The organism is Chryseobacterium sp. GQ58 (assembly GCF_059758895.1).
This window is the reverse complement of sequence record NZ_JCAXEH010000006.1, coordinates 100,931-126,623: the sequence shown is the minus strand read 5'-3', so window position 1 is coordinate 126,623 and position 25,693 is coordinate 100,931. Positions and strand designations below refer to the sequence as shown.

The 25,693-nt window shown below is 36.2% G+C and carries 20 protein-coding genes; 12 read left to right on the top strand and 8 right to left on the bottom strand.

The genetic code is table 11. The annotated features are described in order from the left end of the window. The first annotated feature begins 19 nt into the window (after positions 1 to 19). The 3 genes from AC6CHK_RS14540 to AC6CHK_RS14530 all read left to right on the top strand — a co-directional run bounded on the left by AC6CHK_RS14540 (position 20) and on the right by AC6CHK_RS14530 (position 2,721). A complete protein-coding gene (locus tag AC6CHK_RS14540; protein WP_498097329.1) occupies positions 20 to 589 on the top strand; it encodes a cob(I)yrinic acid a,c-diamide adenosyltransferase in 570 nt (189 codons plus the stop codon). Then, complete coding sequence (locus AC6CHK_RS14535) at positions 579 to 1,208, top strand: thiamine diphosphokinase (RefSeq protein WP_498097328.1); 630 nt, start codon at positions 579 to 581, stop codon at positions 1,206 to 1,208. Before AC6CHK_RS14540 ends, AC6CHK_RS14535 begins: the two co-directional genes overlap by 11 nt. Before the next feature lie 118 nt (positions 1,209 to 1,326). Next, entirely contained in the window at positions 1,327 to 2,721 is a 1,395-nt protein-coding gene (locus tag AC6CHK_RS14530; protein ID WP_498097327.1) for a type III PLP-dependent enzyme domain-containing protein, read from the top strand. Positions 2,722 to 2,929: 208 nt separating this feature from the next. On the opposite strand, the gene AC6CHK_RS14525 is transcribed toward AC6CHK_RS14530, so the two are convergent. After that, positions 2,930 to 3,589 (bottom strand): HAD family hydrolase, encoded by a 660-nt coding sequence (locus tag AC6CHK_RS14525; RefSeq protein WP_498097326.1) that lies wholly within the window; start codon positions 3,587 to 3,589, stop codon positions 2,930 to 2,932. A gap of 167 nt (positions 3,590 to 3,756) precedes the next feature. Between AC6CHK_RS14525 and speB the strand changes: the two genes are divergently transcribed. The 3 genes from speB to AC6CHK_RS14510 all read left to right on the top strand — a co-directional run bounded on the left by speB (position 3,757) and on the right by AC6CHK_RS14510 (position 6,317). Then, positions 3,757 to 4,611: an agmatinase gene (gene speB / locus AC6CHK_RS14520; protein WP_498097325.1), complete on the top strand. Its 855-nt coding sequence runs from the start codon at positions 3,757 to 3,759 to the stop codon at positions 4,609 to 4,611. A gap of 68 nt (positions 4,612 to 4,679) precedes the next feature. Next, complete coding sequence (locus AC6CHK_RS14515; protein ID WP_498097324.1) at positions 4,680 to 5,540, top strand: bifunctional helix-turn-helix domain-containing protein/methylated-DNA--[protein]-cysteine S-methyltransferase; 861 nt, start codon at positions 4,680 to 4,682, stop codon at positions 5,538 to 5,540. Positions 5,541 to 5,708: 168 nt separating this feature from the next. Then, positions 5,709 to 6,317, top strand: coding sequence for an alpha-ketoglutarate-dependent dioxygenase AlkB family protein (locus AC6CHK_RS14510; protein ID WP_498097323.1), 609 nt, complete (start codon positions 5,709 to 5,711; stop codon positions 6,315 to 6,317). A 202-nt stretch (positions 6,318 to 6,519) separates the two neighbouring features. Here the strand turns inward: AC6CHK_RS14510 and AC6CHK_RS14505 are convergent, their stop codons facing one another. From AC6CHK_RS14505 to AC6CHK_RS14495, 3 genes are all read right to left on the bottom strand, one after another. Next, positions 6,520 to 8,379 carry a CocE/NonD family hydrolase gene (locus AC6CHK_RS14505; protein WP_498097322.1) on the bottom strand — a complete coding sequence of 620 codons (1,860 nt, stop codon included), beginning with the start codon at positions 8,377 to 8,379 and terminating at the stop codon, positions 6,520 to 6,522. Between the two features lie 118 nt (positions 8,380 to 8,497). After that, positions 8,498 to 8,917 (bottom strand): SH3 domain-containing protein, encoded by a 420-nt coding sequence (locus tag AC6CHK_RS14500; RefSeq protein ID WP_498097321.1) that lies wholly within the window; start codon positions 8,915 to 8,917, stop codon positions 8,498 to 8,500. A 5-nt stretch (positions 8,918 to 8,922) separates the two neighbouring features. Beyond that, on the bottom strand, positions 8,923 to 9,414 hold the full coding sequence (locus AC6CHK_RS14495) for a BON domain-containing protein (protein ID WP_498097320.1): 492 nt from the start codon (positions 9,412 to 9,414) through the stop codon (positions 8,923 to 8,925). A 205-nt stretch (positions 9,415 to 9,619) separates the two neighbouring features. Between AC6CHK_RS14495 and AC6CHK_RS14490 the strand changes: the two genes are divergently transcribed. Together AC6CHK_RS14490 and AC6CHK_RS14485 are read left to right on the top strand one after the other, a co-directional pair. Beyond that, positions 9,620 to 10,870, top strand: a complete 1,251-nt coding sequence (locus AC6CHK_RS14490) for a dicarboxylate/amino acid:cation symporter (protein ID WP_498097319.1) — start codon at positions 9,620 to 9,622, stop codon at positions 10,868 to 10,870. Between the two features lie 30 nt (positions 10,871 to 10,900). Beyond that, positions 10,901 to 11,617 carry a phytanoyl-CoA dioxygenase family protein gene (locus AC6CHK_RS14485; RefSeq protein ID WP_498097318.1) on the top strand — a complete coding sequence of 239 codons (717 nt, stop codon included), beginning with the start codon at positions 10,901 to 10,903 and terminating at the stop codon, positions 11,615 to 11,617. A 224-nt stretch (positions 11,618 to 11,841) separates the two neighbouring features. Here AC6CHK_RS14485 and AC6CHK_RS14480 read toward each other — a convergent pair whose 3' ends face one another. Further along, positions 11,842 to 14,667: a GH92 family glycosyl hydrolase gene (locus AC6CHK_RS14480; protein WP_498097317.1), complete on the bottom strand. Its 2,826-nt coding sequence runs from the start codon at positions 14,665 to 14,667 to the stop codon at positions 11,842 to 11,844. Between the two features lie 126 nt (positions 14,668 to 14,793). Between AC6CHK_RS14480 and AC6CHK_RS14475 the strand changes: the two genes are divergently transcribed. The 4 genes from AC6CHK_RS14475 to AC6CHK_RS14460 all read left to right on the top strand — a co-directional run bounded on the left by AC6CHK_RS14475 (position 14,794) and on the right by AC6CHK_RS14460 (position 18,457). Then, positions 14,794 to 15,900: an Mrp/NBP35 family ATP-binding protein gene (locus AC6CHK_RS14475; RefSeq protein WP_498097316.1), complete on the top strand. Its 1,107-nt coding sequence runs from the start codon at positions 14,794 to 14,796 to the stop codon at positions 15,898 to 15,900. A gap of 40 nt (positions 15,901 to 15,940) precedes the next feature. Next, positions 15,941 to 16,189, top strand: a complete 249-nt coding sequence (locus tag AC6CHK_RS14470; protein WP_498097315.1) for a NifU family protein — start codon at positions 15,941 to 15,943, stop codon at positions 16,187 to 16,189. 108 nt (positions 16,190 to 16,297) lie between these two features. Then, positions 16,298 to 16,861, top strand: a complete 564-nt coding sequence (locus AC6CHK_RS14465; RefSeq protein ID WP_498097314.1) for an NfeD family protein — start codon at positions 16,298 to 16,300, stop codon at positions 16,859 to 16,861. A gap of 27 nt (positions 16,862 to 16,888) precedes the next feature. Further along, a complete protein-coding gene (locus tag AC6CHK_RS14460) occupies positions 16,889 to 18,457 on the top strand; it encodes a flotillin family protein (protein WP_498097313.1) in 1,569 nt (522 codons plus the stop codon). A 756-nt stretch (positions 18,458 to 19,213) separates the two neighbouring features. Here the strand turns inward: AC6CHK_RS14460 and AC6CHK_RS14455 are convergent. The 3 genes from AC6CHK_RS14455 to ppk1 form a co-directional block, all read right to left on the bottom strand. Further along, entirely contained in the window at positions 19,214 to 22,255 is a 3,042-nt protein-coding gene (locus AC6CHK_RS14455) for a choice-of-anchor I family protein (RefSeq protein WP_498097312.1), read from the bottom strand. A 200-nt stretch (positions 22,256 to 22,455) separates the two neighbouring features. Next, positions 22,456 to 23,343, bottom strand: coding sequence for a Ppx/GppA phosphatase family protein (locus AC6CHK_RS14450; RefSeq protein ID WP_498097311.1), 888 nt, complete (start codon positions 23,341 to 23,343; stop codon positions 22,456 to 22,458). 109 nt (positions 23,344 to 23,452) lie between these two features. After that, positions 23,453 to 25,525 carry a polyphosphate kinase 1 gene (ppk1, locus tag AC6CHK_RS14445; RefSeq protein WP_498097310.1) on the bottom strand — a complete coding sequence of 691 codons (2,073 nt, stop codon included), beginning with the start codon at positions 25,523 to 25,525 and terminating at the stop codon, positions 23,453 to 23,455. Between the last annotated feature and the right edge of the window lie 168 nt (positions 25,526 to 25,693).

Genomic DNA, 25,693 nt, shown 5'->3' with positions numbered 1-25,693 from the left:
ATAATTATAATTTAGTCATATGAAAATTTACACCAAAACAGGAGACAAAGGACAAACCGCTTTATACGGCGGAACCAGAGTTTCAAAAGCCAGCGCAAGAGTAGAAAGCTACGGAAATATAGACGAACTCAACTCATTCATCGGAATAGCAAAAAGCCATATTGAAGATGCAGAAGTTTTACAACAATTAAAGAAAATCCAATTTGATTTATTTACAGTGGGTTCGGAAGCGGCAACTCCGGTTGATAAATTAATGTTGGCCAACGGAAAATCACGCTTATCCTTAATTATTTCCGAAACTGAAATTGAAGAGCTGGAAAACTGGATGGATGCTTTTGAAGAGAAACTGGAGCCGCTTCAATACTTTATTCTTCCGGGCGGCGGAAAATCGGCAACTTTTTTACATGCTGCAAGAACGATTTGCAGAAGAGCAGAACGCTCTTTGGTTTTTTTAAACGAATCGGAAGAAGTGCGTCCCGAATTGATTAAATATCTCAACAGACTTTCAGATTATCTTTTTGTTTTGGCAAGATATATTTCAAAATTGAACAACGAATCGGAAGAATACTGGAATCCGAATGAAAGATAAAGCATTACTTTTCATCAACGGAGACGCTCCGAAATCTTTTCCGGATTTAGAAAATTATGACTTGATTGCCTGTACAGACGGTGCTTTTCATTATTTAAAGCAAATGAATTTTCCTTTGGATAAGCTGGATTTTATTTCCGGTGATTTTGATTCTCATTCCGGAAATGACGGAAATATTTATGAAGATAAATTTATTTACACGCCGGATCAGGAAAAAACAGATTTTCATAAAGCATTGGAAATTATTTTAGAAAAAGGCTTTAAAGATATCGATGTTTTAGGCGGAAGTGGAGGCGAGCAGGATCATTTTTTGGGAAATCTTACAGTTGCTTTTAGTTTTAAGGATCAATTAAACATAAAGTTTTACGACGAATTTTCTGAATATTATTTTATTCCTAAAAGTTTTGTCTTAAATGATGTGAAAGGAAAAATGGTTTCTCTGTATCCTTTCCCGAATGTTGAAAATATAACGACAAAAGGCCTGAATTGGTCGTTGGATAAAGGAAATTTAAGTATTGTATCAAGCATCGGAACAAGAAATTTTGCTGTTGAAGACAAGGTTTCTATCAACTATGAAAAAGGTGATTTGCTGATTTTTATCGGCGGAAATTATCTCTAAATTTTTCTATAAAAAGAAACTGTTTTCTAAATTTTAAGCTGTAAAAAATTTAATAAAAATTAGAACTAAAAAATCAAACTTTTTTAGCAATTTTGCATTCTTAAAATGTTTATAGAAAATGAAAATAAAATATTCTGAACTTATTGATCAAACATTATATTTTCCAACAGAAGAATTTAATGTGTCAGAGAATAATTTGCTTTTTCATGACATCCCTCTGATGGAAGTGATTGAAAAGTTTGGAACCCCTTTAAAGCTGAGTTATTTGCCCAAGATTTCTCAAAATATTCAAAAAGCAAAGGCTTGGTTTAAAGAATCTTTTGAAAAAAACGACTACAAAAAAAACTACAGATACTGCTATTGTACAAAATCCAGCCATTTCAATTTTGTGATCGAAGAAGCTCTGAAGAATGATATTTCTATCGAAACCTCTTCCGCTTATGATATGGATATTGTAAAAGCCCTTTATGATAAAGGAAAAGTAGATAAAGATATCGAAGTCATCTGCAACGGTTTTAAAACCGACGATTATCTGGCGAAAATTTCAGATATGATCAATAGCGGTTTTGAAAATATTACACCAATTCTGGATAATTACCGCGAACTTGATAAATTAACGGAAAGCATTGATACGACTTTCGATATCGGAATCAGGATTGCTTCTGAAGAAGAACCGAAGTTTGAATTTTATACCTCAAGATTAGGAATCGGATATAAAGATATTATTCCTTATTACAGCCAGAAAATTGCTGAACATCCGAATGCAAGGCTAAAAATGCTTCACTTTTTCATCAATACCGGAATCAAAGACACTGCATATTACTGGAACGAATTATATAAATGTCTTCGTGTGTATGCACGTTTGAAAAAGATAGCTCCGGAAGTTAATTCACTGAATATCGGAGGCGGTTTCCCTATTAAAACTTCATTGAATTTCGATTATGATTATCAATATATGATTGATGAAATTGTATCGCAAATCAAAAAATTCTGTGAAGAAGAAGGAGTGGAAGAGCCAAATATTTATACAGAATTCGGAAGTTTTACGGTTGGTGAAAGTGGCGCAAACATTTATAAAATTATTTCTCAAAAACGTCAGAACGACAGAGAAAAATGGAATATGATTGATTCTTCTTTCATGACAACGCTTCCGGACACCTGGGCGATTTCCAGACACTTTATCATGCTTCCTTTGAATCGTTGGGATGATACATACGAAAGAGTTTTTTTAGGCGGATTGACTTGTGATTCAGATGATTATTATAATTCTGAGCAACATACCAACGCAATTTATTTACCTGTTTTCAGTGATACAAAACCGTTGTATATTGGTTTTTTCCATACGGGAGCTTATCAGGAAACAATTGGCGGTTATGGCGGTGTTCATCATTGTTTGATGCCTCAGCCGAGACATATTCTGATTCAAAAAGATGAAAACGGCGAATTCCAATACGAGATTTTCCGCGAAAAGCAGGAACCTGAAGATATTTTGAAATTATTAGGATATAGATAGTCATTGCGAGAAGCGAAGCGACTAAGCAATCTCTTAATATTCTTAAAACTTAACTAAAAACTTAATGGTTAAAATTTTGAAACATTAAGATTTATTTTAGAAATTAAGATTATTAAGTCTAATTCTTCACTAAACTTCAAAAATTTAAATTCGACAAAGTCAATAACAAATACAAAACAAAAGCTCTCAAATTCGAGAGCTTTTTTATTTAAAAATATTTTGAAATTTTATCAAGTTCCAATTCAATATAATCTGAAACCACAATATTGGCTAAACTGTAATCCTGATTATGAGAATGTTCGCTTTTATATGCAGCGCAGAAAATATTGGCTTTGTGCGCAGCCAGAATTCCGTTGGTAGAATCTTCAATAACCATACAATTTTCGATAGGTTCATCAGCCATTTTTGCTGCTAAAAGGAAAATTTCGGGATGCGGTTTTGATTCTTTCAGATCGGCTCCGCTTATTTTTCCGCTGAAATATTTTTCCAGGCCAAATTTTTCAAAAACCATGTTGATCGTTATCATACTTGCAGAAGAAGCGACGATCAGTTTTATATTGTTTTCATAATAATGTTCGATCAGTTTTTTCACTCCGGGAATCAGATCAAACTCCTCATCGTTGTAAAAATAATCTTTGAAATGAGTTCTTTTGATGCTTGCGATGTCTTCGTGAGTGTGGATAAGATCAAAGTTTTTAATTAAAGTTTCGCAAACTCTTTTGGTAGAAGCGCCTGTGAAAGAAGTGTACAAATCCTCAGAAACCTCAACTTCCAATTCATTAAATGTTTTATAATAAGCTTTTCTGTGCAATGGTTCTGTATCTACAATTACCCCATCCATATCGAAAAGCACAGCTTTTAAGGACATAATTAAATTTTTGGTGCAAAGGTAATAATTTTAGGTTGTAAGGCTGAAGAGTGAGTGGAAGTTTCGATGTGAAATATCAAATGACGTATATTGAAAAACTTCTTGCTTCCATTTTCCAACTTCTATCTTTTCGTATCTTTGTCGCATCATTTAATTTTAAATAAAACATGAAAACATACGCAGGAATTCCTGAAGAAAATGCATCGTTAGAAAATTCAAAAGTAATGTTGGTAACCGTTCCTTACGACGGAACTTCGACATGGGGAAAAGGAGCCGACAAAGGTCCTGAATTATTTCTTGATGCTTCTGAAAACATGGAGCTTTATGACATCGAAACAGGAACTGAACCTTATCTGGAAGGAGTTTTTTTAGCCGGAGAAATCTCTGAAAAATCTTCACCTGAAGCAATGACGGAAGCTGTTTATCAAAAAACAAAAGAGCTTTTGAATCACGATGGAAAATTATTCACGCTTTTTGGCGGTGAACATTCTGTTTCAATTGGTTCGATCCGTGCGGTTGGTGAAAAATATGATAATTTGACGGTTCTTCAATTGGATGCTCATACAGATTTGCGTCCGGAATTCCACGGTTCTACTTCCAATCACGCTTGTGCGGTTTTCGAAGCCAATCAAAAGCATAATTTGGTTCAAGTGGGAATCCGTTCAATGGATGCTGAAGAAGTTGAATATTTGCCGGAAGGAAGAGTGTTTTTCGCTCATGAAATCGCCAATAACGAAAACTGGGTAAATGATGTTTTAGAAAAAGTTTCAGGAAATGTATACATTACCATCGATCTGGATGCTTTTGATCCGTCAATTGCTCCGTCAACAGGAACTCCTGAACCGGGCGGCTTGCAATGGTATCCGACATTAGAATTATTAAGAAAAGTATTTGAGAAATGTAACGTTGTAGCGTTTGATATTGTAGAATTAATGGATTCTCCGATGCCAAAACCAAGCGCATTTCTTGCGGCGAAACTGTATTACAAAATGCTTGCTTATTATCATATTAATCAAGACTAAAATACCGCAAGAATCGGATTTTTTCTACAAAGAATTCTTTGGAAATTTGTGAGGTAAAATAAAATGATATGTCCACACAAAATCAAATAGATTACGAAAGAATTGCTAAGGCGATAGAATATATCCAAAGCAATTTCAAGCTTCAGCCAAATTTGGATGAAGTAGCTGAGAAAATTCACTTAAGTCCGGCTCATTTTCAGAAAATATTTACGGATTGGGCAGGAACAAGTCCGAAAAAATTTTTGCAGTTTATCAGTCTTGAGCATGCGAAAAGCTTGCTGAAAGTAGAAAAAGCCAATTTGTTTGACGCAGCTTATGAAACCGGCCTTTCAAGCACAAGTCGTCTTCACGATTTGTTTGTCAAAATTGAAGGGATGTCTCCGGCTGAATATAAAAACGGTGGAAAAAATCTTACGATACAATACAGTTTCTCAGAAAGCCCTTTTGGAAATATAATCACGGCTTCCACAGAAAAAGGAATCTGTTATATGGCTTTCGAAAACGATAAAGAAACGGCATTAGGAAACTTGATTTTTAAATTTCCTAATGCTTCCTTTATTGAAAACCAAAACGAAATTCAGAGAAATGCGCTTTCTATTTTCAATAAAGACTGGACGAAGCTGAATACGATAAAATTACATCTAAAAGGAACAGATTTTCAACTGAAAGTCTGGGAAAGCTTATTGACAATTCCAATGGGAAAATTGTCAACTTACGGGCATTTGGCTGAAAAAATTGGTCATTCCAAAGCTTCAAGAGCGGTCGGAACAGCAATTGGCAGTAATCCTGTGGCTTTTTTAATTCCGTGTCATCGTGTGATTCAATCTTCCGGAAATTTTGGAGGTTACCGATGGGGAAGTGAAAGAAAGCAATTGATTGTAGGTTGGGAAAGTTCTCAGATTTATTCTGAAAATTCTATACTAATTTAATTTTATTTTATTTGAACCATTAAGTTTATTTTTAAGATGTGAAGTTTAATAAGATACATCAGTCTGATTTCTTAAATACTTAATTCTTAAACGAAGCAATCTAAACTTTTCTTATCAACTTAACCAATCTTAATGGTTTAAATTTAAATATAACTTCAAACAATTATTATGAGCCTATTCGAAGATATATCAGATTTCCCTTTAAATATTCTTCCCAATGACGGAACTGTTCATTATTATGGAAAAATTTTTTCCAAAGCGGAATCAGAATTTTATTATGTCCATTTGATAAATGAAATTCCGTGGGAAAATGATGAAGCCGTAATTTTCGGGAAATTGATCTTAACCAAAAGAAAAGTCGCCTGGTTTGGTGAAAAACCATTTGAATATACCTATTCAAAACGAACAAAATATGCAAAATCTTGGACTCCCGAATTGTTGGCATTAAAACAAAAATGTGAAGAAATTTCAGGGGAAACATACAATTCGTGTCTTCTGAATTTGTATCACGACGGAAGCGAAGGAATGGCTTATCACAGCGACGGAGAAAAAGATTTGAAAAAACACGGAGCCATTGCTTCATTGACTTTCGGAGCGGAAAGAAAGTTTTTATTTAAGCATAAAACAAGCAAAGAAAAAGTAGAAATAGTATTGGAAAACGGAAGTTTATTGGTGATGAAAGGAGAAACGCAGGACAATTGGCTTCATCGACTGCCACCGACTACAAAAGTGAAAACTCCACGAGTTAATTTGACTTTCAGGACGATTGAGGAATGATTGAAGTTTAATATAAATCTTGTTATTCTGACGAATGAAGAAACTCTACAATTTGAACAGATCCTAATTCCGTTTCACTTCACTCAGAATGACAGACTTGTTATTTTTTACTATAAACTAATAGATTTTACGTCAAAAAACCCGCATTATCTACACAATCAAGGAGATAAAAAAGCTGTTCAAATATGAACAGCTTTTTAATTTATTTCAAAACCTCGACCTCAATTGCACTATCTTCAAAAATCTTGATAAATGCTTTTGTGTAATCTTCTTTTGTTGCAAAATTCGGATTATCCATAAATTTCTGAGGATTGACCGCAAAAAGCGGGAACCAGGTTGAAGAAATTTGTATCTGAATTTTATGTCCTTTTTTGAAAGTATGAACGACATCCTGCAATCTGAAATTCACTGCCGTTTTCTGATTAGGAACCAAAGCTTCAGGTTTTTCCCTTGAGTTTCTGAATCTTGCAGGCATGATTTCGCTTCGTACCATTTGATGATAATTTCCATAAATAACGCCATCTTTTTTTTCTGTAGGTTTGAAATCTTCAGGATAAATATCGATTAATTTTACTGCAAAATCTGCATCTGTAGAAGTGGAAGCAATATTTAATTTAGCCATAATTTCTCCTGCGAAAGCAATATCTTCCGTCAAAACATCAGTCGTGAAAGTCAAAACATCAGGTCTTCCGACAGCAAATCTTTGATCTTCCGACATATAATTTCTTGGCGTAAAACCATTAAAATCTTTCAAATTATCAGAACTTAAAACAGGATTGTCCGGGTCGCTATAATATTCTGAAAAACCTTGTCCTGCTGTATTTTTTAAAGTTTTACCGGCTAAATAAAAATTGATTTTCTGAGCATTTTTTGGAGGATAATTTGCAAATTCTCTCCATTGTTTTGCGCCTGTATCGTACATCAAGGCTTCAGGTAAACCCGCGTCCTGTTTGGTATTTCCTTTTAAATAGTGATTAAAAAATTTTGTTTCAATGTTTTTCTGATAATACGTTGCGATGCTATCTCCGAAGTATATTTGATTGTGAAAATGTTTCCCGTCTTCACGCCCCCAGGCTCCATGAGAAAAAGGTCCCATCACGATTGTGTTTTTAGCTTTCGGGCTTGTTTTTTCTATCGTTTTATAAATGTTTAATGGCCCGAATAAATCTTCTGCATCATACCAGCCTCCGACAGTCATTACTGCATGATTCACGTTTTTAAGATGAGGAAGAAGGCTTCTTTTTTGCCAATATTCATCGTAATTCGGATGATTCATAATTTCGGTCATGAAGAAATTGTCTTTGTAATATTTTTCATAACCGTCTTTTAGAGTTCCCATTTCTCTGTAAAATTTCAGGCCGTCTTCAGAAGTTTGTTTCACAAAAGAATCCATGTACCAGGCTTTGTTTTCAGCTTTTGTTTTCTGAACTCCAAAAACAGGGAAGGTCCTGAAATATCCCAGCATGAATTTTCCGTTGTGAAGAAAATCATCATTCCAGAAATCTGATATCGGAGCTTGCGGAGATGAAGCAATCAAAGCCGGATGATCGGCCAAAATCCCTGCAGCAGTATAAAATCCGGGATATGAAGTTCCGTATTGCCCAACTTTTCCATTATTGCTTTTTATGTTTTTTAAAAGCCATTCGATTGTATCATAAGTGTCTGTACTTTCGTCAACATCTTTCTTGGTTTTACGGTCTACCTGAGGCGTCATATTTGTAAAAGTTCCTTCACTCATGTATCTGCCGCGAACGTCCTGAAATACAAAAATGTATTTGTCGTTCATTAAATATTGATTAGGTCCCAATTTCGTTCTGTATTCATTTTCACCGTACGGAGCGATGCTGTAACACGTTCGCTGCATCAAAAAAGGATATTTATTTTTATTCGAAATATCTTTTGGAATATAAACAGCCGTAAATAGTTTCGTACCGTCACGCATAGGAATATAAACTTCTTTCTTCGTGAAATTATCTTTTACAAAGCTGTCTTTTTGCTGCGTATTTTGAGCATTTCCGAAAATGAAAAATAAAATGAGCAGAATAGAAATCTGGATTTTCATTACATAAATTTGATGCTAAATTATAAATAAAAAAGATTTAACTCCTTATTTTAAAAAAGGAAATAAAAAATCCCCAAAAATTTCTTTTTGGAGACTCTTATTATGTTTGGCTTTAAAGCTAAGCTCTTAAATATCTTGCATACGCATAGCCTTCTTGTCCGTCGGCTGTTTTTACTTTCCACCAATCATCAGAAGTCTGCTCAATTAATGTTACAGAAGATCCTTTTCCAGCTTTTCCGACAATAGCAGCGTCCGTTGAAGGTTCTTGTCTGATGTTAAGATTGGAATCTTCAGTTGCTACCGTAAGGGCAGAACCCGAAGCCAGGCCTGCAACCTGTACATCGATATTGATATCTGATGCAGAATAAGTGGAATCAATAGCTCCTAAAGCATTCCATACAGCGTCTTTGGCAGCAGTATTGGAAGCGTTTCCTGAAACATAAAGAATTCCGTCCTGTTCCTGAACCTGAAGATTTGAAACTCCTGCAGACTGAGCCGCAGAAACTACACTTGAATATTTGTCTTGTAATGTGCTCATGTCTGTTATTTTACAACTAAATTATTGTTATATTTTCCTATTTTCAAAGCATCCACAGATTCTTTAATTTTTCTTGCCTGTAAAGACGAAACATTTCCAGTCAATGTTAATTCGCCGTTGATAACCTCTACTTTTACAGAAGGGAAATCTTTCACCGCATCCTGTACTTTTTGCTGAACCATAGGATCAACAGCTGATGTAGTTTCTACAGGTGGCGGAGGTGGAGCAACTTCAGCTACAGTTGCCATATCGTGTACGTCTTTCACGCCGTTTACTGCTTTCAGCTGAGTGATTGCAGCATCTTTTGAAGCCTGATCAGGAAAAGTTCCGCTTAGGTGAGCAACTCCCTCTTTTACTTCAACAGAAGCAGTGGGAGTAGAAGTTACAATAGTAGTTGCCTGCGTCTGTAGATCGGCATCAGATACTTTCTTTTTACACGAAATAGATCCGAATGATACTGCCAAAGCTAAAGCAGACATTGCGATAGTTTTTTTCATAATTGATTTTGTTTAATGTTTAATACTCTCAAATGTAATAATAAAATTCATACCATATGTCTTAAAATATAATAAATATTTGTTAGTTCTTTTAGATTACTTTCATTTTCTGTATTTTACTTTAGTAATAAAATTGGAAGGAATTTAACAAAATTTTAGGCTTCAATAGAAAAACCTTTATATTTGTGGCTCTTGAACTATTTATATGAAAGGACAAAACAAACTATTTTTTGCCATTATTATCGCCCTTATTTTAGGAGTTGTAATCGGTGGCTTCGTTCATTTGCAATATCCTGAAAGTGCTAAACCATTTTCTGATAATATTAAACTTCTCGGAACTGTTTTTATCAGGTTGGTCCAGATGATTATCGCCCCTTTGGTGTTTACGACGCTGGTGGTGGGAATTGCCAAAATGAGCGACATCAAAATGATCGGAAGAGTTGGTACAAAGGCGATGCTTTGGTTTATTTCTGCATCTTTGGTTTCTCTTTTCATCGGTTTGGTTTTGGTAAACTGGCTGGAGCCTGGGCACGTAACAAAACTGCCGATTCAGGATGCTGCCTCAGCAGAAGAATTGGTAAAATCTAGCAAAGGATTTTCTCTCGAAGATTTTGTTAAACATATAATTCCTAAAAGTATTTTTGAAGCATTTGCAACCAATGAAGTATTGCAGATTGTAGTATTTTCTATCATGTTTGGAGTTGCTTTGGCCAATATGGGCGACGAATATGCGCAGCCGGTAATCAAACTATTTGACGTTGTTGCTCATGCGATCTTAAAAATGGTAGGTTATATTATGTGGTTTGCACCGTTTGGTGTTTTGGGAGCCATCGCCGCAGTTGTAGCCACCAATGGTTTTGAAATATTTAAAGTGTATGCCATATATTTACGAGACTTTTTCTTTGCATTGGCAATTCTTTGGTTGATATTGCTTTTAGTGGGTTATCTGATTTTAGGAAACCGTCTTTTTGAATTGTTAAGAAGAATAAAATCCCCTTTATTAATTGCCTTTTCCACCACAAGTTCGGAAGCTGTTTTTCCAAAATTGGTTGAAGAATTGGAAAGATTTGGTTGCAACAATAGAGTCGTGTCATTTATTTTGCCGCTTGGATATTCATTTAATCTTGACGGAAGTATGATGTACATGACTTTTGCATCAATATTCATCGCTCAGATTTACGGAATTGAGATGTCGATCGGGCAGCAAGTTACCATGCTTTTGGTGTTAATGTTAACTTCAAAAGGTATTGCCGGAGTTCCGAGAGCTTCATTGGTGATCATTGTAGCTACTTGTTCAATGTTCGGAATTCCGCCAGAAGGAATTGCCCTGATTTTACCAATCGACCATTTCTGCGATATGGGAAGAAGCATGACAAACGTTCTTGGAAATGCTTTAGCGACTTCTGCGGTTTCAAAATGGGAAGGCCAGCTGGATAATCATGGCGGGGATATGTAAAGTAAAAGTATAAATAACATTAAACATAAAATGTTGAATTTACAACAACATAAAAATATAATTGCTGATAAAGGGTTTTCCGTTATCAGCAATATTTTTTCAGAAGAGGAAATCGAGCATATTTCTAAAATTATTCAGAATATAGATACATCAAAGGAAACTTTCAGAAAATCAGAAGATCTATTTGCAATAAGGCAGTTTTTAAAGGAAATTCCTGCAGTTAAGGATTTGATATTTAATGAAAATATTAAAAAGGTCATTAAAGAAGTTTTTGGTGAAAAATATTTTGTTGTAAAAAGCATTTATTTTGATAAACCTGAAAAGTCAAACTGGTATGTTGCTTATCATCAGGATTTAACGATTTCTGTAGATAAAAAGGCTGACTTGCCGAATTTCGGACCCTGGACGACAAAACAGAATCAATTTGCCGTGCAACCACCTTTGGATATTCTTGAAAATGTTTATACAATAAGAATTCATTTAGATGAAACCGATGAAAATAACGGAGCTTTGAAAGTAATTCCAAAATCTCATGCAAAAGGAATTTACAGACCTGAAACTATCGATGGGAATGTTGAAAAGGAAGTAATTTGTAATGTTGAAAAAGGCGGAATTATGATCATGAAGCCTTTACTTTTGCACGGCTCAAATAGAACTACAAATGGTAAAAAAAGAAGAGTGATTCACATAGAATTTTCTGATACAAAATTGCCGGAAGAATTGAGTTGGTCAGAAAGAATGAGTTAAACGCTCCAGATTGTCATTCTGAACGAAACAAAGTGCAGTGAAGAATCTCCATTGCTGTTGGAGATCCTTCGACTCCGCGCAGGATGATATCACTAATATTAAATGTTTCATTAAAGCAGATTAATTTTCCAGTGTCATGCTGAGCGGAGCCGAAGCATCTCAAAACAATAAAACAAAAACCTCTTCCAGTCGAAAGAGGTTTATTTATTTAAAAAAAGTCAAACTTATTTCACAGAAATCTCATCCACAAAAATATAAGCATCGCCGCCAGTACCTTGATGCCAATCCGGAAGCTTACCAAAATGATAAGCTTTTACTTTTAAATAACGAGCTTCGGTAGGCAGAATTTCTGTCGAGAAATCTTTCACCTGAACGGTGGTATCTTTTGGATCAATATTATTTTCTAAAGTTTTCATTAAAATGTATGTTTTACCATCCATTGAAGCATAATATTCCACTTTTTTAGGCATCAAAATCCACGCTCTGCTGTCCTGAAGATAGGTTGATGAAATATAATTGATCTGTTGAGGTGATTTAAAATCAATAATTGCTTCAAAGGTTTGCCCTTGATAGCCTTGCCATTCGCCTTTTCGCCAGTTGGTATCGCCGTTGATTCCGTCAATTACTGCAAATTTACTTCCGGCTGTATATTGCGGATTTACATTAGAATTAATGGCAATATCCCAATGATTTGGTCTTCTGTTGAATGTCGCCGTGGTAATTCCACTTTTTTCACCATTCCTTTCTGCATAAGTCGAAACCTGTGTGGTTTTACTGATTATAAAAGGTTCTTTATAAGCTTTAAATGTTTTTCTTACGTTTTTATCATCTTCATCCATTGTCATGTAATACACTTTGTCTTTTTCGTTTAAAGGCATGATTTCTACCTTTGTTGTAAAATCAAAAAGACGATCTGCAGCAATTACCGGAGAAGCGGTTTGTTCGGAATATTTAAAATCTTTTGCAGTTTTTACATTTTCAAAACCAAGCGTTCTTAATTCGGATTTAGGAGTGTTTTTAGTAATGATTTTTGTCGTTCCGTCTTCAAGATGCAGTTTAATTTCATCAAAATAAGGCGTTACGGTTTCCCATTCAGGTTTTCCGGGAGTTACGGAATAAATTCCCATCGAGCTCAAAATAAACCATGCGCTCATTTGTCCGCAATCTTCGTTACCGATCAGTCCGTCTGGAGAATTTTTATAAAAATTGTCAAGAATAAATTTAATTTTTTCTTCCGTTTTTTGAGGTTTATCAACAAAATTATACAAATAAGCAATGTGATGACTTGGCTCGTTTCCTTGTGCATATTGACCGATCAATCCTGTAATATCCACCTGTTCTCTTCCTGTTGTAGAATCCGGAGCGGAGAAAATGGCATCAATAAACTGTTCAAATTTTTCTTTTCCGCCATGCGCTTGAATTAATCCCGGAATATCTTGCGGAACAAAGTATGAATAATGCCACGAGTTTCCTTCCGTGTAATTATTATTCACTTCTCTCGGGTCGAAAGGTTCATACCAGTTTCCATTCTTTCTTGCCTGCATAAAGCCGTTTTTAGGATTATAAAGATTTTTCCAGTTTTGCGAACGTTTCATGAAATATTGATAATCATCTTTTTTACCTAAAATTTTAGCCATTTGAGCAATACACCAGTCATCATAAGCGTATTCCAATGTTTTTGAAACACTTTCGTGCTCATCATCAATGCTGATGTAATTGTTTTGTTTGTAAGCATTTAATCCAAAAATATCAAGCATTGCAGAGTTTTTAGAAGCTTCAAAAGCTTTTTCATAATCAAAACCTGTAATTCCTTTAGCCATCGCATCAGCAATTACAGAAACCGAATGATAACCGATCATACATTCAGTTTCATTAGAAGCAAATTCCCAAACCGGAAGCTTTCCGCCTTGTTCATATTGTTTAATGAAAGTATTGATAAAATCTGCCGTTCTTTTTTTGTCAATTAAAGCCATCAAAGGATGTGCTCCTCTGAAAGTGTCCCAAAGCGAGAAAACCGTGTAATAATCAAAATCTTTGGCCATGTAAAATTTATTGTCGCGACCTCTGTATTTTCCGTCAACATCCATATTGATATTGGGCTGCGTGAAAACATGATACATTGCGGTATAAAAAACCGTCAACTTATCTTTGTCGTCGGACTTTACTTCAATTTTTGAAAGCTCTTTGTTCCAGTCGGTTTCGGCTTGTTTTTTTATGGTTTCAAAATCATTTGAATTTCCTTCGGCCAGCATGTTTTTGGCTGCACCTTTATAACCGGTTGGTGAAATGGCAACTTTTACAAGAATTTTTTCACCTTTTTTAACCTGAGTTGAAAAGGCTAAAGCTAGTTTATTTCCATTGAATGAAATTTTCTTTTTGCCTTCACTAATGCCTTCAATTTTTTCACCATTTAAATATTCTTTCGAAAGTTTCATTGGTTTTGAAAATTCAATTCTTGCATAAATATATTGATTGGTTGCCCAAGCTTCACTTCTTCGGAAAACTTCGATCGTTTTGCTGTCGATGATTCTTACTTCACCTTCAAGCAATTTATCTCTGTGATTTAAATCTAAAATAATATTTGCGTTTCCGGCTGTGTTGAATTGATATTCGTGATAACCGACTCTTTTTGTCGTTGTTAATTTTACATCAATATTATTTTTATCTAATTTTACGGAATAAAAGCCTGCAGTCGCTTTCTCGTTTTTATGAGAGAATTTTGAAGAATAATCTTTATTATCCAAGCTAGGATTTCCCATGGTTGGCATCAGCATAATATCTCCGTAATCCGAAACCCCCGTTCCGTTCAGATGCGTGTGAGAAAACCCGTAAATTACAGAATCTGAATAATGGTAGCCGCTGCATCCGTCCCAACTTCCGTCAATTCTTGTGTCCGGAGACAATTGTACCATCCCAAACGGAACGATTGCTCCCGGAAAAGTGTGACCGTGGCCTCCTGTTCCGATGAAAGGATTTACATATTGCGAATAATTTTGTGAAAATAAATTATGAGCTATGATTCCTAAAAGAACAAAAATTATTTTTTTCATGTTTAAAAATTACAATTCGCCTAAAATACTATAAAATTTGGTATCACAAAAGAATTTATCTATCAGAGAGTTTATTGATTCTAAATAGCTAAAAATTCCGTAAATTTGTAGACAATTTATATTTTTATGTTGACTAAAGAAAAGGTACAAAGTTTCCTTAAAGAAATAGAAGTAGATGACTTGGTGAATAACTTTCAGGTGATGGGTCATGATGTATATATCGATATGACCGCTCATTCGCCTGCAATGCACGAAAAAAAGAAGCTTGAAGCAGCAATGAAGCAGGCTTTTGCAAGCGAATTTGGAGAAGAAATCAATTTAAAACTTAAAATAGTTTCACCTGAGCCAAGCGAAATTCAGCAAAGCCAGATCAAAGGAAAACAAATCCCGGGAATCCAAAATATTATTGCCATCGCATCCGGAAAAGGAGGTGTTGGTAAGTCTACCGTTGCTGCCAATCTTGCGGTAACTTTAGCGAAAATGGGCTTTAAAGTTGGTATATTGGATGCCGATATTTACGGACCGTCTGTTCCGACAATGTTTGATACGGAAGGTCAAAAGCCGATTTCTGTAGATGTTAACGGAAAAAGCTTAATGAAACCTATCGAAAATTACGGCGTGAAAATGCTTTCAATAGGATATTTTTCAGGAGCAAACCAAGCCGTTGTCTGGAGAGGCCCGATGGCTTCAAAAGCATTGAATCAGATGATCCGAGATGCACATTGGGGAGAATTGGACTTTTTATTGATCGACCTTCCTCCGGGAACGGGTGATATTCATTTATCGATCATTCAGGAAGTTCCTGTGACTGGTGCAGTAATTGTAAGCACACCTCAACACGTCGCTTTGGCAGATGTAAGAAAAGGTATCGCGATGTTCCAAATGGAAAGTATTAATATTCCGGTACTTGGATTGATAGAAAATATGGCGTATTTTACACCTGAAGAATTGCCTGAAAATAAATATTATATTTTTGGAAATCAGGGAGCGCAATATTTGGCTGAAGATCTTGGAATCCCAGTTTTAGGAGAAATTCCTTTAATTCAAAGTATAAGAGAAGCGGGAGATGTGGGAAGACCTGCGGCGTTACAGAAAGATTCTAAAATTGCAGGAATTTATACGGAAACTGCCAGAAAAATGGTGGAAAGCCTGGTTGAAAGAAACAAATTTCTTCCTCCGACCGAAGCAGTGAAAATCACTACAATGGCCGGTTGCTCACCAAAAAATAAATAAATTTTTATTTCAAATACATTTTTGAAAACCAAACCCAAATATGGAGACAAATATTAAACACGAAGAAACTGTAACTAAAGTAATGGAAGCTTTGGAAAGCATTCGCCCGTTTCTTAATAAAGACGGCGGAGATATCGAGCTTATTGATGTGAAAGAAAGTACAGTTTTTGTAAAACTTTTAGGGAACTGCTCCGACTGCTCTCTGAATTTTTCGACCCTGAAATTAGGCGTAGAAAATACCATCAAGCAACACGCTCCTGAAATTGAAAAGGTAGTAAGTGTAGAGTAAAAAAGAAAAAGATATTTTTTTCAAGGCAGGCTTTTTGAGTCTGTCTTTTTTGTTGTTTTATACGATAAATTATGAAAGTTTTAACTATATTTGTGAAAACACTCACTTATGTTTGAATTTTTAGAAAATTTACCGCCGTTTCATCAGGGTTTCTGGTATATTGCATTAGCTGCAAGTTTGGTCTTTTTAATTCAGACAGTTTTAACGTTTATAGGCGGAGATTCGGATGGTTTGGATATGGATTCTGATGGCGACATGCACGCAGATTCTCCTTTTCAGCTTTTTTCTTTGCGGAATATGATCAACTTTCTTTTAGGTTTTGGATGGAGCGGTGTTGCTTTTTACAATTCTATTGGAAGTAAAGCTTTATTGATTATTATTTCAATTTTGATAGGTTTAGGTTTTGTTATTTTATTCTTTATCCTGATTGCTCAAATCATGAAACTGACGGAAGACAATACTTTTAAAATTAATGATTTAATAGGAAAAACCGGTGAAGTTTATATTCCGATTCCTGCAAACCTGGAAGGGAAGGGCAAAATTTTAATTTCGGTAAACGGAACCAATCACGAGCTTCACGCCATGACAGAATCTGAGGAAAGCCTTCCTTCAGGTTACGCTGTGAGGGTTATTTATATCAGTGATAAAACACTTATCGTTTCAAAAATCTAATTTATTATAAATCTTTATACATTATTTATGGCAATACCAGGAAGTCTTATTCTAATCGTTGTAATTGTATTTGTCTTATTCATCACATTTCTGGCGCTTATTTCGCGTTACAAAAGATGTCCTTCAGATAAAATCTTAGTCATTTACGGTAAAACGGGCGGAAGCTCGGCAAAATGTATTCACGGTGGTGGTGCTTTTGTATGGCCTGTCATTCAGGATTATGCGTATTTAGATTTAAAGCCTATTTCTATTGAGGCCAATCTCACCAATGCTTTATCCAGACAGAATATCCGTGTAGATGTGCCTTGTCGTTTTACGATTGCGATTTCTACAGAGCCCGATACGATGGGGAATGCTGCAGAACGTTTGTTGGGGCTTACACAGGAGCAGATTCAGGAGCTTTCTAAAGACATCTTGTTCGGACAGCTTCGTTTGGTAATCGCAACCATGACCATTGAGGAAATCAATACAGACAGAGACAAATTCTTAGATAATATTTCTAAAAACGTTGATACCGAACTAAAGAAAATTGGTTTAAAGCTCATCAACGTAAACGTTACCGACATCAGAGACGAATCCGGTTATATTGAAGCTTTAGGAAAAGAAGCTGCTGCGAAAGCAATCAATGAGGCAATCATCAGCGTTGCCGAACAAACTAAAATTGGGGAGACCGGTAAAGCGATTGCCGACAGAGAAAAAGATACTCAGATTGCAGAAACGCAGAGAGATCGTGACGTAAAAATAGCGATTACCCAAAAAGACAGAGAAGTAAGTATTGCAGCAGCCGGAAAAGACGAAGCAATCGGAAAAGCTGAAGCCGCAAAAGAAGCCAGAATTGCCACTTCATTAGCCAACTCTATCGCTGTAAAAGGAGAAAACGAAGCCAAAATCACGATCGCCAATTCAGATGCAGAAAGAAGAGAAAAAGAAGCCGAAGCATTAAGAATTGCAACTGCCGCTGAAAAAGTACAGTCTGCAAGATCTTTGGAAGAATCTTACGTTGCCGAGCAAAAAGCAGAAACTGCAAGAGCGGAAAGAGAACGTTCTACGCAGCTTGCAAATATTGTAGTTCCTGCAGAAATTGCCAAACAAAAAGCAATCATCGATGCACAGGCTGAAGCTGAAAAAATCAGGTTGCAGGCAAAAGGTGAAGCAGACGCTATTTTCGCCAAAATGGATGCCGAAGCAAAAGGTTTATATGAAATCTTGACGAAACAGGCTCAGGGTTACGACCAAATCGTGAAGGCTGCTGGTGGAGACACAAATAGCGCGTTCCAGTTATTGTTGATCGAAAAGCTTCCGGAATTGGTTAGAACGCAGGTTGAAGCCGTTAAAAATATTAAAATTGATAAAATTACCGTTTGGGACGGAGGGAATAATCAGGACGGAAGTACTTCTACCGCCAATTTCGTTTCAGGGATGATGAAGTCTGTGCCGCCTTTGAATGACTTGTTTAATATGGCAGGATTGAATCTGCCCGATTATCTAAAAGGTAAGCCTGAAGACGTGCAGAAAAAGCTTGTAAAAATCATTGAAAAAAAGGAAAATGAAAAACCTGATGACAACGAATTTCCCGAGAATATTCCGGTGTCTTAATTTTCTTGATTGATATCATTAAATTCCGCCGAAAGCAAAGCTTTCGGCGGAATTTTTCTTTTTAGCCTAAACAATTTTATGGTTCTAAAAACGAATCAATTGTACAACGATGCAATTTGTTCCGTTACTATTTGAAAATATACATTTAGTATTACAAATTTTTCGGTTGGTAAGCTAATCATTTACGTTCGCAAACGAATTATTACGGTTCTGAACCGAATCATTACGGTTTTTTATCGCATCGTTTCGGTTATTTAGGCGGTCGTTTCGGTTGTGCACCGGAAAATATACGTTCCGAACCACAAATTTTCGGTCTGGAACCGAATCGTTTGCGTCTGGAACGGAATCATTTAGGTAAACAACCGGAAATTTTATATAAAGAACCGAATCGGAAGGGTAAATAACCGAAACGTTTATATTCGAAACCGAATATGATGGTTAAATAACCACATCGGCTGATAAAGACGATATCTTCATACATTGAGATCATTTCTTGTAAATTTTCATGTTTTTAGTTTTTCCTTCTTAAATGAAATGCCTTTGTTTGTCTTAATAAATGCATGTTAATGATACAGAACCTTGCGAACTTTGCGATTAATAACAATGCAATACAAGAATTATTTGACAGACAGGTTCATAATGTACAAAAGGTAATTTACTTTAAACCTTTAGAAGACTGTTCTCACCACGAAATTTGTTTCCACAAAAAAAGCCCCGGAAAATCCGAGGCTACATTAAAATCAAAATATCATAAATTTACTTTACAATCACTCTTTTTACAAGACCTTCAGAGGTTTTAACTAAATAAACTCCTGTTGACAATTTTGAAGTATCGATTGTCAAGGCATTTTTCTCTTTTCCAAGTAATTTCCCAGACATATCATACAATTCATATCCTTGCGCTCTGTTGAAATACAAAGTGTTTCCTTGCTTCACAGGGTTCGGAAAGATGTTGAATGTTGCTTTTTCAGTTTTTACTTCTCCTGTGGACAAAGTCGGTGAGGCTGCAACTTCATACATTGACAATGTTCCGCTGATTTCGTTGGCCACGATTACATATCCTTTTCCTGTTGTTGTATTTTGCGGCTCGATATAAGTGATGCCTTCCGGTCCATTGTCACCACCAAATGCAGAAGTCATTCTAGAATGTTTGTAATCTGTAAAAGTAACGTTGTTCGGATCAGTGATGTTATAAACCATTACGCCTCCTGTTCTTTCTAAAGTGATGAAAGCAAAAGTCTGCCCGTTGATCGTACCCAACGTTACACCTTCCGGCTCCGGACCTTTTGCACGGCTGCGACTTTTGGCTCCGTTTTCTTCGTTATCTGCATTAAAGATCAATGGATGATTGGCTGCGATATATCTTTCAAACTTATCTCCGCTGTCATAAACGATTTGCTTTGTATCTGCATTAAAGATCGAGAAAGAGCGTGCTCCCAAAGCATGAATTTCTTCAAACTCAGCATCACCGTCTGTATTTCCGTTCACATTCGTCACTCTGAATCTTCCTAAGTTGTGCGAAGCTTTTAAAACAGAAGCATTTGGATAAACACTAGGATCCAAAGCATAGCCATTTGCTCCCACGGTCGTTCTTTCACTAAAACCGTTAAGATCTTTTTCGTCACCTTCATTCGCCGTTACAATATAATTTGTAGATCCCACTTTGTAAGACTGCATTGCATCCGGAAGGTAATACGCTTTCACAGGCCAGTTGGCGATTAAAACCTCTCCGTTGTTGTCGGAAGCATCAAAACCGTTCCCTGGTAAGCTCATATCTTTCTTGCCCAATCCCCAAATACTGGTGATGGCTTTTGTTGCTAAATTAACCTCAATAACTGCATTGTTTTCCTGGCATGAAACCCATGCTTTCTGGCTGTCTGCGCTTATTGCAATATATTCTGGTTCAAGATCCTGAGCCAAAGTACTTGTCGATTTCACTTTTCTTACGCCCGATGCTGCTAATGTAGCTTCCTGTCCGTTGAATTGTGTGAATGAAAGTGTTGTGACATTAGATTGTGCCAATCCCGAAATTCCTCCTGAAATATCTATAATGCTGATCGAGCCTTCAGGGTCTACCGTATAATCGTCATTCGGCTCACCTTCATTCGCCGTCATTACTTTAGTTCCGTCCGGACTGAATGTGATCATATCCGGTAAAACTCCTACAGAAACCTGCTTCAGGAAGTTTCCGTTGATGTCGAAGAAAACCACAGAACCATTTTGTTGTGCATTGGTCGAGTTTGGCGAAGAAACAGCAATGATCCCGTTTTTTACGGCGATGCTTGTGATTCCTCCGTAAGGCGTCATATTGACTGTGCTGATGACAGTTGGCGTATTTGGATTGCTGAAATTGATAATATCAAAAACATCCGTTAAAGAACTTATTGTGAAAAGTCTCTGACTCGTCGGATCATGAACAACAATTTCTGTAGAGCTGTTGTTGGTGCCTGAAGGATCAAAGCTACCGATGTAATTTAATTGAATCTGATTGGATGGCACCGGAGCCGGTTTGTCATTATCAACAATATAAATCGTAGAAGAATTGTCACCTGATATTGTTGCACCAACCGGATTTTCTAAGCTTAAGACAAAGTATTCTGCCTGCTGCTCTTCCAAAGTATCGTCAATAATCGGAATATTCACCGTATAGCTTGTTGTAGATGGCGTAATGTTGATCGTCTGATTCGTTAAAGTAAAATCGCTGCTGTTTGCCGTGCTGAAAGGTGCTGCTTTTACCACAAGATTTACCGTAGCGTTTGCAGGATTATTCACATTGATTTTAAATGCTAAGCTTCCTGTATTTTCATTTACTTTTATGAAATTTTTATCTAAAGAGATGCTGGTTCCTGCAGTAGTAAATGTTGAAGAAGTAGCCGTTGCCAATGCATTATCGCTTGTGTCTTCAATCATATTTGGCTTTAAAGCTAAATAATAGGCCTGGTTCGGAATCAATCCTCCGGTTGGGATTACCGTGATCTGATTATTGCTGAAAGTAGCCGCAAATGGAACCAAAGCTCCTGTTGAATTCCCAAGACGAAGTTCTACAAGGTTTTGAGCATTTGCGTTGGTTATTGCTGTATTGTCAATCAATCTTACATTCTCATTGAACGAAATTGTAGGATTTACAGTTGTGGAAGCGTTGTTTACATTATTCGCAGGCAAATAGGTGATTGCCGGCGGAGTAGTATCTACACCTCCGATTGAAGTGGCATCAACGGTAAAGTTGTCGAAACGGTTGTTCCCGACATTTCCGCCGGATCCTGTAGAAAATTCAACTTTTAATTTGAAATTCGGATTATCGGATACTCCTGCAACCGCCGAAAAGTCGAAAGTAATCAATTGCGGATTGGCCTCCTGCGGAGCAACGGTTTGATATTGTGTGAAAGTAGTTCCGTCCAAAGAGTACGACCAAGTCTGCGTTCCCGCTCCTGATCCGGATCTTCTTGTTGTGAATTTTACCATTACATTGTTGTAACCTGTCGTTGGCAAAGAAAACTGCAATGCTCCGCCGATAGGATTGTTGAATCTTAAATGCGTCCCTGAAGGATCACCATTTCTGGTATTTAAGTTTTCAACATTAAAATTCTGATTTACTCCTCCTACCGGATCTATTACGCTGGTTCCGCCGGCAATTGCGGCAAGAGAACCGTTCAGTAATGTTGATGACGGAGTTGTGATAGACGCAATGCTGGCATTATTATTAAAATTCCAGTAATGAACCAGTGACTGCGAATAAACAGAACTCTGAAACAAAACTGCGATAGGCAACAAACCTCTGAAAAGGTATTTGTTCTTCATTTTTACTTAGTTTTAGATTATGCAAAAATGAAGATTAATCTTCCTGGCAGCTTTAATTAAACTTTAACAAATTTTTAATAATCCGTATTGTCTTTTACGATTTCATAGCCCGGATTGCAACGACATCCTTTTTTGTGATGGAAATTGTGGCGGGAAATAGCTCCAAATAAAAGCCGGCTAAAGATGCAGCCGGCTTGTGATTATGATTCTTTATGCTCCAAATTGCTGTAAATATTATGGATCAAACCATCAGCAACGGAGATTTTCGGAACAAATATTTTATTAATATTCGCCCAAGTCATCACGAAATTATAGATTTTCAGGGCATGCACCAAAACATCGGCACGGTCTTCTCGGAAGCCGTATTTTGTCATTGTTTCCTCGACGCTGAGATTATCAAACTCTTTGTAAGCTTTTTTAAGATAAGCCGACGACATAGGCTGTCCGTCTTTGGTTTTGCTCATCGAAAATATTTTGTTGATATTTCCGCCGGAACCAATGGCTACAACAGGCTTTTTGCTGATAATATTTGTCTTTATTTCTTCTTTCATCTCTTTCCAGTTATCTTCTGTTACGAGATTGTTGAGCAGGCGTATTGTCCCGATATTGAAAGATTTTTCGTAAACCATCTTGTCATTTTCATAGAAAGTAAGCTCGGTGGAGCCACCGCCAACATCTACATACAGGTAAGCGAAATCTTTGTCCAGGCCTTCTGCGACATGGTTTTCGAAGACTAAAGAAGCTTCTTCGTCACCGGAAATAATTTCAATATCAATATCTGAAGTTTTTTTCACTTCTTCAATGATGTGTTTTCCATTCGCAGCGTCACGCATGGCGCTTGTGGCGCAAGCTTTGTAATGCTCAACCTTATAAATCTTCATCAGATCGCTGAATATCTTCATCGCGTCCAGCACCATTTTTTCTCTTTCTTCGCCGATTTTTCCTAAAGTGAAAACATCCATTCCCAATCGTAAAGGGATTCTCAGAAGATTAAGTTTAATAAATTCAGGTTGATTGTTTTTTATTTTTACTTCGTTTATTAAAAGTCTGGCCGCATTACTTCCTATATCTATCGCTGCAATGATCATTTTTTAGATACTATTTTATTTCAGTTATTTTATTGAAAATATTTGTTTTTAAAAGTGGAATTTACAAAAATAAATTGTTTTTCTTACTTTTTAAATATTGATGGGTTCGCTATTTTTTTGAAGTTTTGGCTTTCAGATATTTATAGGTTTCTATTTGCGAGCGACAGTCCTTTTCTTCATTTCTGATGTATTCGTTGCTCAGCTTTTTATCTAAAATTCTGGACTTTACATTGTCTCTAAGCTGAATATCAAGAATATCTTTCAGTTCTTTTTTCAAATTTTTGTCGGTGATCTTGGCGGCGGCCTCAATCCGGTAATCCAAATTTCGCGTCATCCAGTCTGCGGAAGAAATATACAGATCTTCTGCGCCTTTATTGTAAAAATACATGACTCTTGCGTGCTCCAGATATTCGTCGACAATGCTTATTGCTTTTATTTTTTGTTTAAATTCTTTTTGGTTGATTGCGCAATAGATTCCTCTTACGATCATTCTTACGACAACTCCGGCTTTTGCTGCTTCATACATTTTTGTGATCAGATCGCGGTCGCTTACAGAATTTGCTTTAATGATCATTTCAGCTTTTCGCCCTGCTTTTGCCTCTTCAATTTCCTTATCAATATGATGCATTATTTTTTCACGCATGAATTGCGGACAAACCAAAAGATTTTTGCAGGTTTTTAAAACAGGTAAATAATCTTCCTTATGCTTTTTTATGACACTGAAAACTTTATTAATGTCTGCCATGATACCGCGGTCGGATGTCATTATCAAATGATCGCCGTAGATTTTGGCTGTTTTTTCGTTGAAATTTCCTGTGCTTACAAAGCCATATTGTACGGTTTTGTTGTGAACCCTTTTTTTAATGACGCAAAGCTTGGCGTGAACTTTCTTATCCGGGATTCCGACTAAAACGGTAATTCCTTCAGGCTCAAGCATTTCTTTCCACTTCAAGTTGGATTCTTCATCGAATCTTGCCTGAAGCTCAAGCATTACGGTCACATCTTTTCCATTTCTGGCAGCATAAATCAAGGCATTAATAATCTTTGAATTGCTTGCCAAACGATATGCAGTGATCTGAATCGACTTCACATCAGGATCCATTGCAGCCTCACGCAGAAGGTCAATCACGGGTGTATAAGTATGATACGGAAAGCTTAATAAAACATCGTTTTTCAGGATGACATCGGTCACTCTTTCACCATTTTCAAAAGCTGGATGTGTGAAAGAAGTTCTTTCGGCAGGTTTTGCATAAGATTCAAACACGTCCGGGAAATCCATAAAATGTTTAAAATTATGAATTTTTCCTCCCGGAATAATACTGTCTTTTTTGCTTAAATTTAATTTTCGGATAAGAAGCTCAAGCAAAGCTTTGTCCATATCTTTATCAAAAACAAAACGTGTAGGTTTTCCTTTTCGTCTGTTTTTCAGTCCTTTTTCTATTTTTTCGGCAAAATTGGTTCTGATGTCATTGTCAATATCCATTTCTGCATCTTTCGTTACTTTAAAGGCATTGGCAGAAAACTCATCATATCCGAAATAAGAGAAAATATGCGGAAGGTTGAACGTAATGACGTCTTCCAGAAGCATGACATTTTTTTCTTCAGGATCTTCTGTCGGCAACAGAACAAATCGGCCCACAAAACGGGAAGGGATTTCAATAATGGCATAATTGCTATGGTATTGCCAGTCTTTTTTTCGCATCGCAACACCAAGATACAAGCTTTTATCGCGCAGATAAGGCATTGGTGTGTTTTCGTGAAGAAGAATAGGAATGACATTTGATTCTACAATTTCATCAAAATATTCTCGCACAAATTCTTTTTGCTTTGCAGTCAGATTTTTTGAAGTTTTAATCGAAACTTTCTGCTCTGCCATTTCAACCTGAATTTTTTTCCAGGTTTTGTCAAAGTCTAGCTGCTGCTTGATCACGATGTCATTTATTCTCTGCAGAATTTTCGAAGGCGGCTGGTAAAAAGATTCGGCAATTACTTTTTCTTTAAAATCCATGGCACGTTTTAGTCCTGCAACGCGCACCCTGAAAAACTCATCAAGATTATTTGAAAAAATCCCTAAAAACCTGATTCTAAGATGCAGCGGTACATTTTCATCCATTGCTTCCTGTAAAACTCTTTCATTGAAAGCCAACCATGTAATATCTCTGGGATTAAAATGTAATGACATATTTGTGTATAAAATTTCTCAAAAATACTAATTCATTAGATTGTAAGGAACATTTCTAAATTAAACTTTAATTAATTTTTTCTAGAATTGATGCTTTAAAGCACGTTTATTATAATGATATAAAAGTATGTGACAATTTGTCGCAATTTTTTCAATGGTACAAATATT

Bases quoted from the DNA above. Each gene is read 5' to 3' on its own strand.
- AC6CHK_RS14500 (WP_498097321.1), bottom strand. From the start codon at position 8,917: ATGAGCACATTACAAGACAAATATTCAAGTGTAGTTTCTGCGGCTCAG.
- AC6CHK_RS14465 (WP_498097314.1), top strand. From the start codon at position 16,298: ATGTTTGAATTTTTAGAAAATTTACCGCCGTTTCATCAGGGTTTCTGG.
- AC6CHK_RS14535 (WP_498097328.1), top strand. From the start codon at position 579: ATGAAAGATAAAGCATTACTTTTCATCAACGGAGACGCTCCGAAATCT.
- AC6CHK_RS14540 (WP_498097329.1), top strand. From the start codon at position 20: ATGAAAATTTACACCAAAACAGGAGACAAAGGACAAACCGCTTTATAC.
- AC6CHK_RS14530 (WP_498097327.1), top strand. From the start codon at position 1,327: ATGAAAATAAAATATTCTGAACTTATTGATCAAACATTATATTTTCCA.
- AC6CHK_RS14510 (WP_498097323.1), top strand. From the start codon at position 5,709: ATGAGCCTATTCGAAGATATATCAGATTTCCCTTTAAATATTCTTCCC.
- AC6CHK_RS14490 (WP_498097319.1), top strand. From the start codon at position 9,620: ATGAAAGGACAAAACAAACTATTTTTTGCCATTATTATCGCCCTTATT.
- AC6CHK_RS14455 (WP_498097312.1), bottom strand. From the start codon at position 22,255: ATGAAGAACAAATACCTTTTCAGAGGTTTGTTGCCTATCGCAGTTTTG.
- AC6CHK_RS14495 (WP_498097320.1), bottom strand. From the start codon at position 9,414: ATGAAAAAAACTATCGCAATGTCTGCTTTAGCTTTGGCAGTATCATTC.
- AC6CHK_RS14515 (WP_498097324.1), top strand. From the start codon at position 4,680: ATGTCCACACAAAATCAAATAGATTACGAAAGAATTGCTAAGGCGATA.
- AC6CHK_RS14450 (WP_498097311.1), bottom strand. From the start codon at position 23,343: ATGATCATTGCAGCGATAGATATAGGAAGTAATGCGGCCAGACTTTTA.
- AC6CHK_RS14460 (WP_498097313.1), top strand. From the start codon at position 16,889: ATGGCAATACCAGGAAGTCTTATTCTAATCGTTGTAATTGTATTTGTC.
- speB (WP_498097325.1), top strand. From the start codon at position 3,757: ATGAAAACATACGCAGGAATTCCTGAAGAAAATGCATCGTTAGAAAAT.
- AC6CHK_RS14485 (WP_498097318.1), top strand. From the start codon at position 10,901: ATGTTGAATTTACAACAACATAAAAATATAATTGCTGATAAAGGGTTT.
- AC6CHK_RS14505 (WP_498097322.1), bottom strand. From the start codon at position 8,379: ATGAAAATCCAGATTTCTATTCTGCTCATTTTATTTTTCATTTTCGGA.
- AC6CHK_RS14470 (WP_498097315.1), top strand. From the start codon at position 15,941: ATGGAGACAAATATTAAACACGAAGAAACTGTAACTAAAGTAATGGAA.
- AC6CHK_RS14475 (WP_498097316.1), top strand. From the start codon at position 14,794: ATGTTGACTAAAGAAAAGGTACAAAGTTTCCTTAAAGAAATAGAAGTA.
- AC6CHK_RS14480 (WP_498097317.1), bottom strand. From the start codon at position 14,667: ATGAAAAAAATAATTTTTGTTCTTTTAGGAATCATAGCTCATAATTTA.
- AC6CHK_RS14525 (WP_498097326.1), bottom strand. From the start codon at position 3,589: ATGTCCTTAAAAGCTGTGCTTTTCGATATGGATGGGGTAATTGTAGAT.
- ppk1 (WP_498097310.1), bottom strand. From the start codon at position 25,525: ATGTCATTACATTTTAATCCCAGAGATATTACATGGTTGGCTTTCAAT.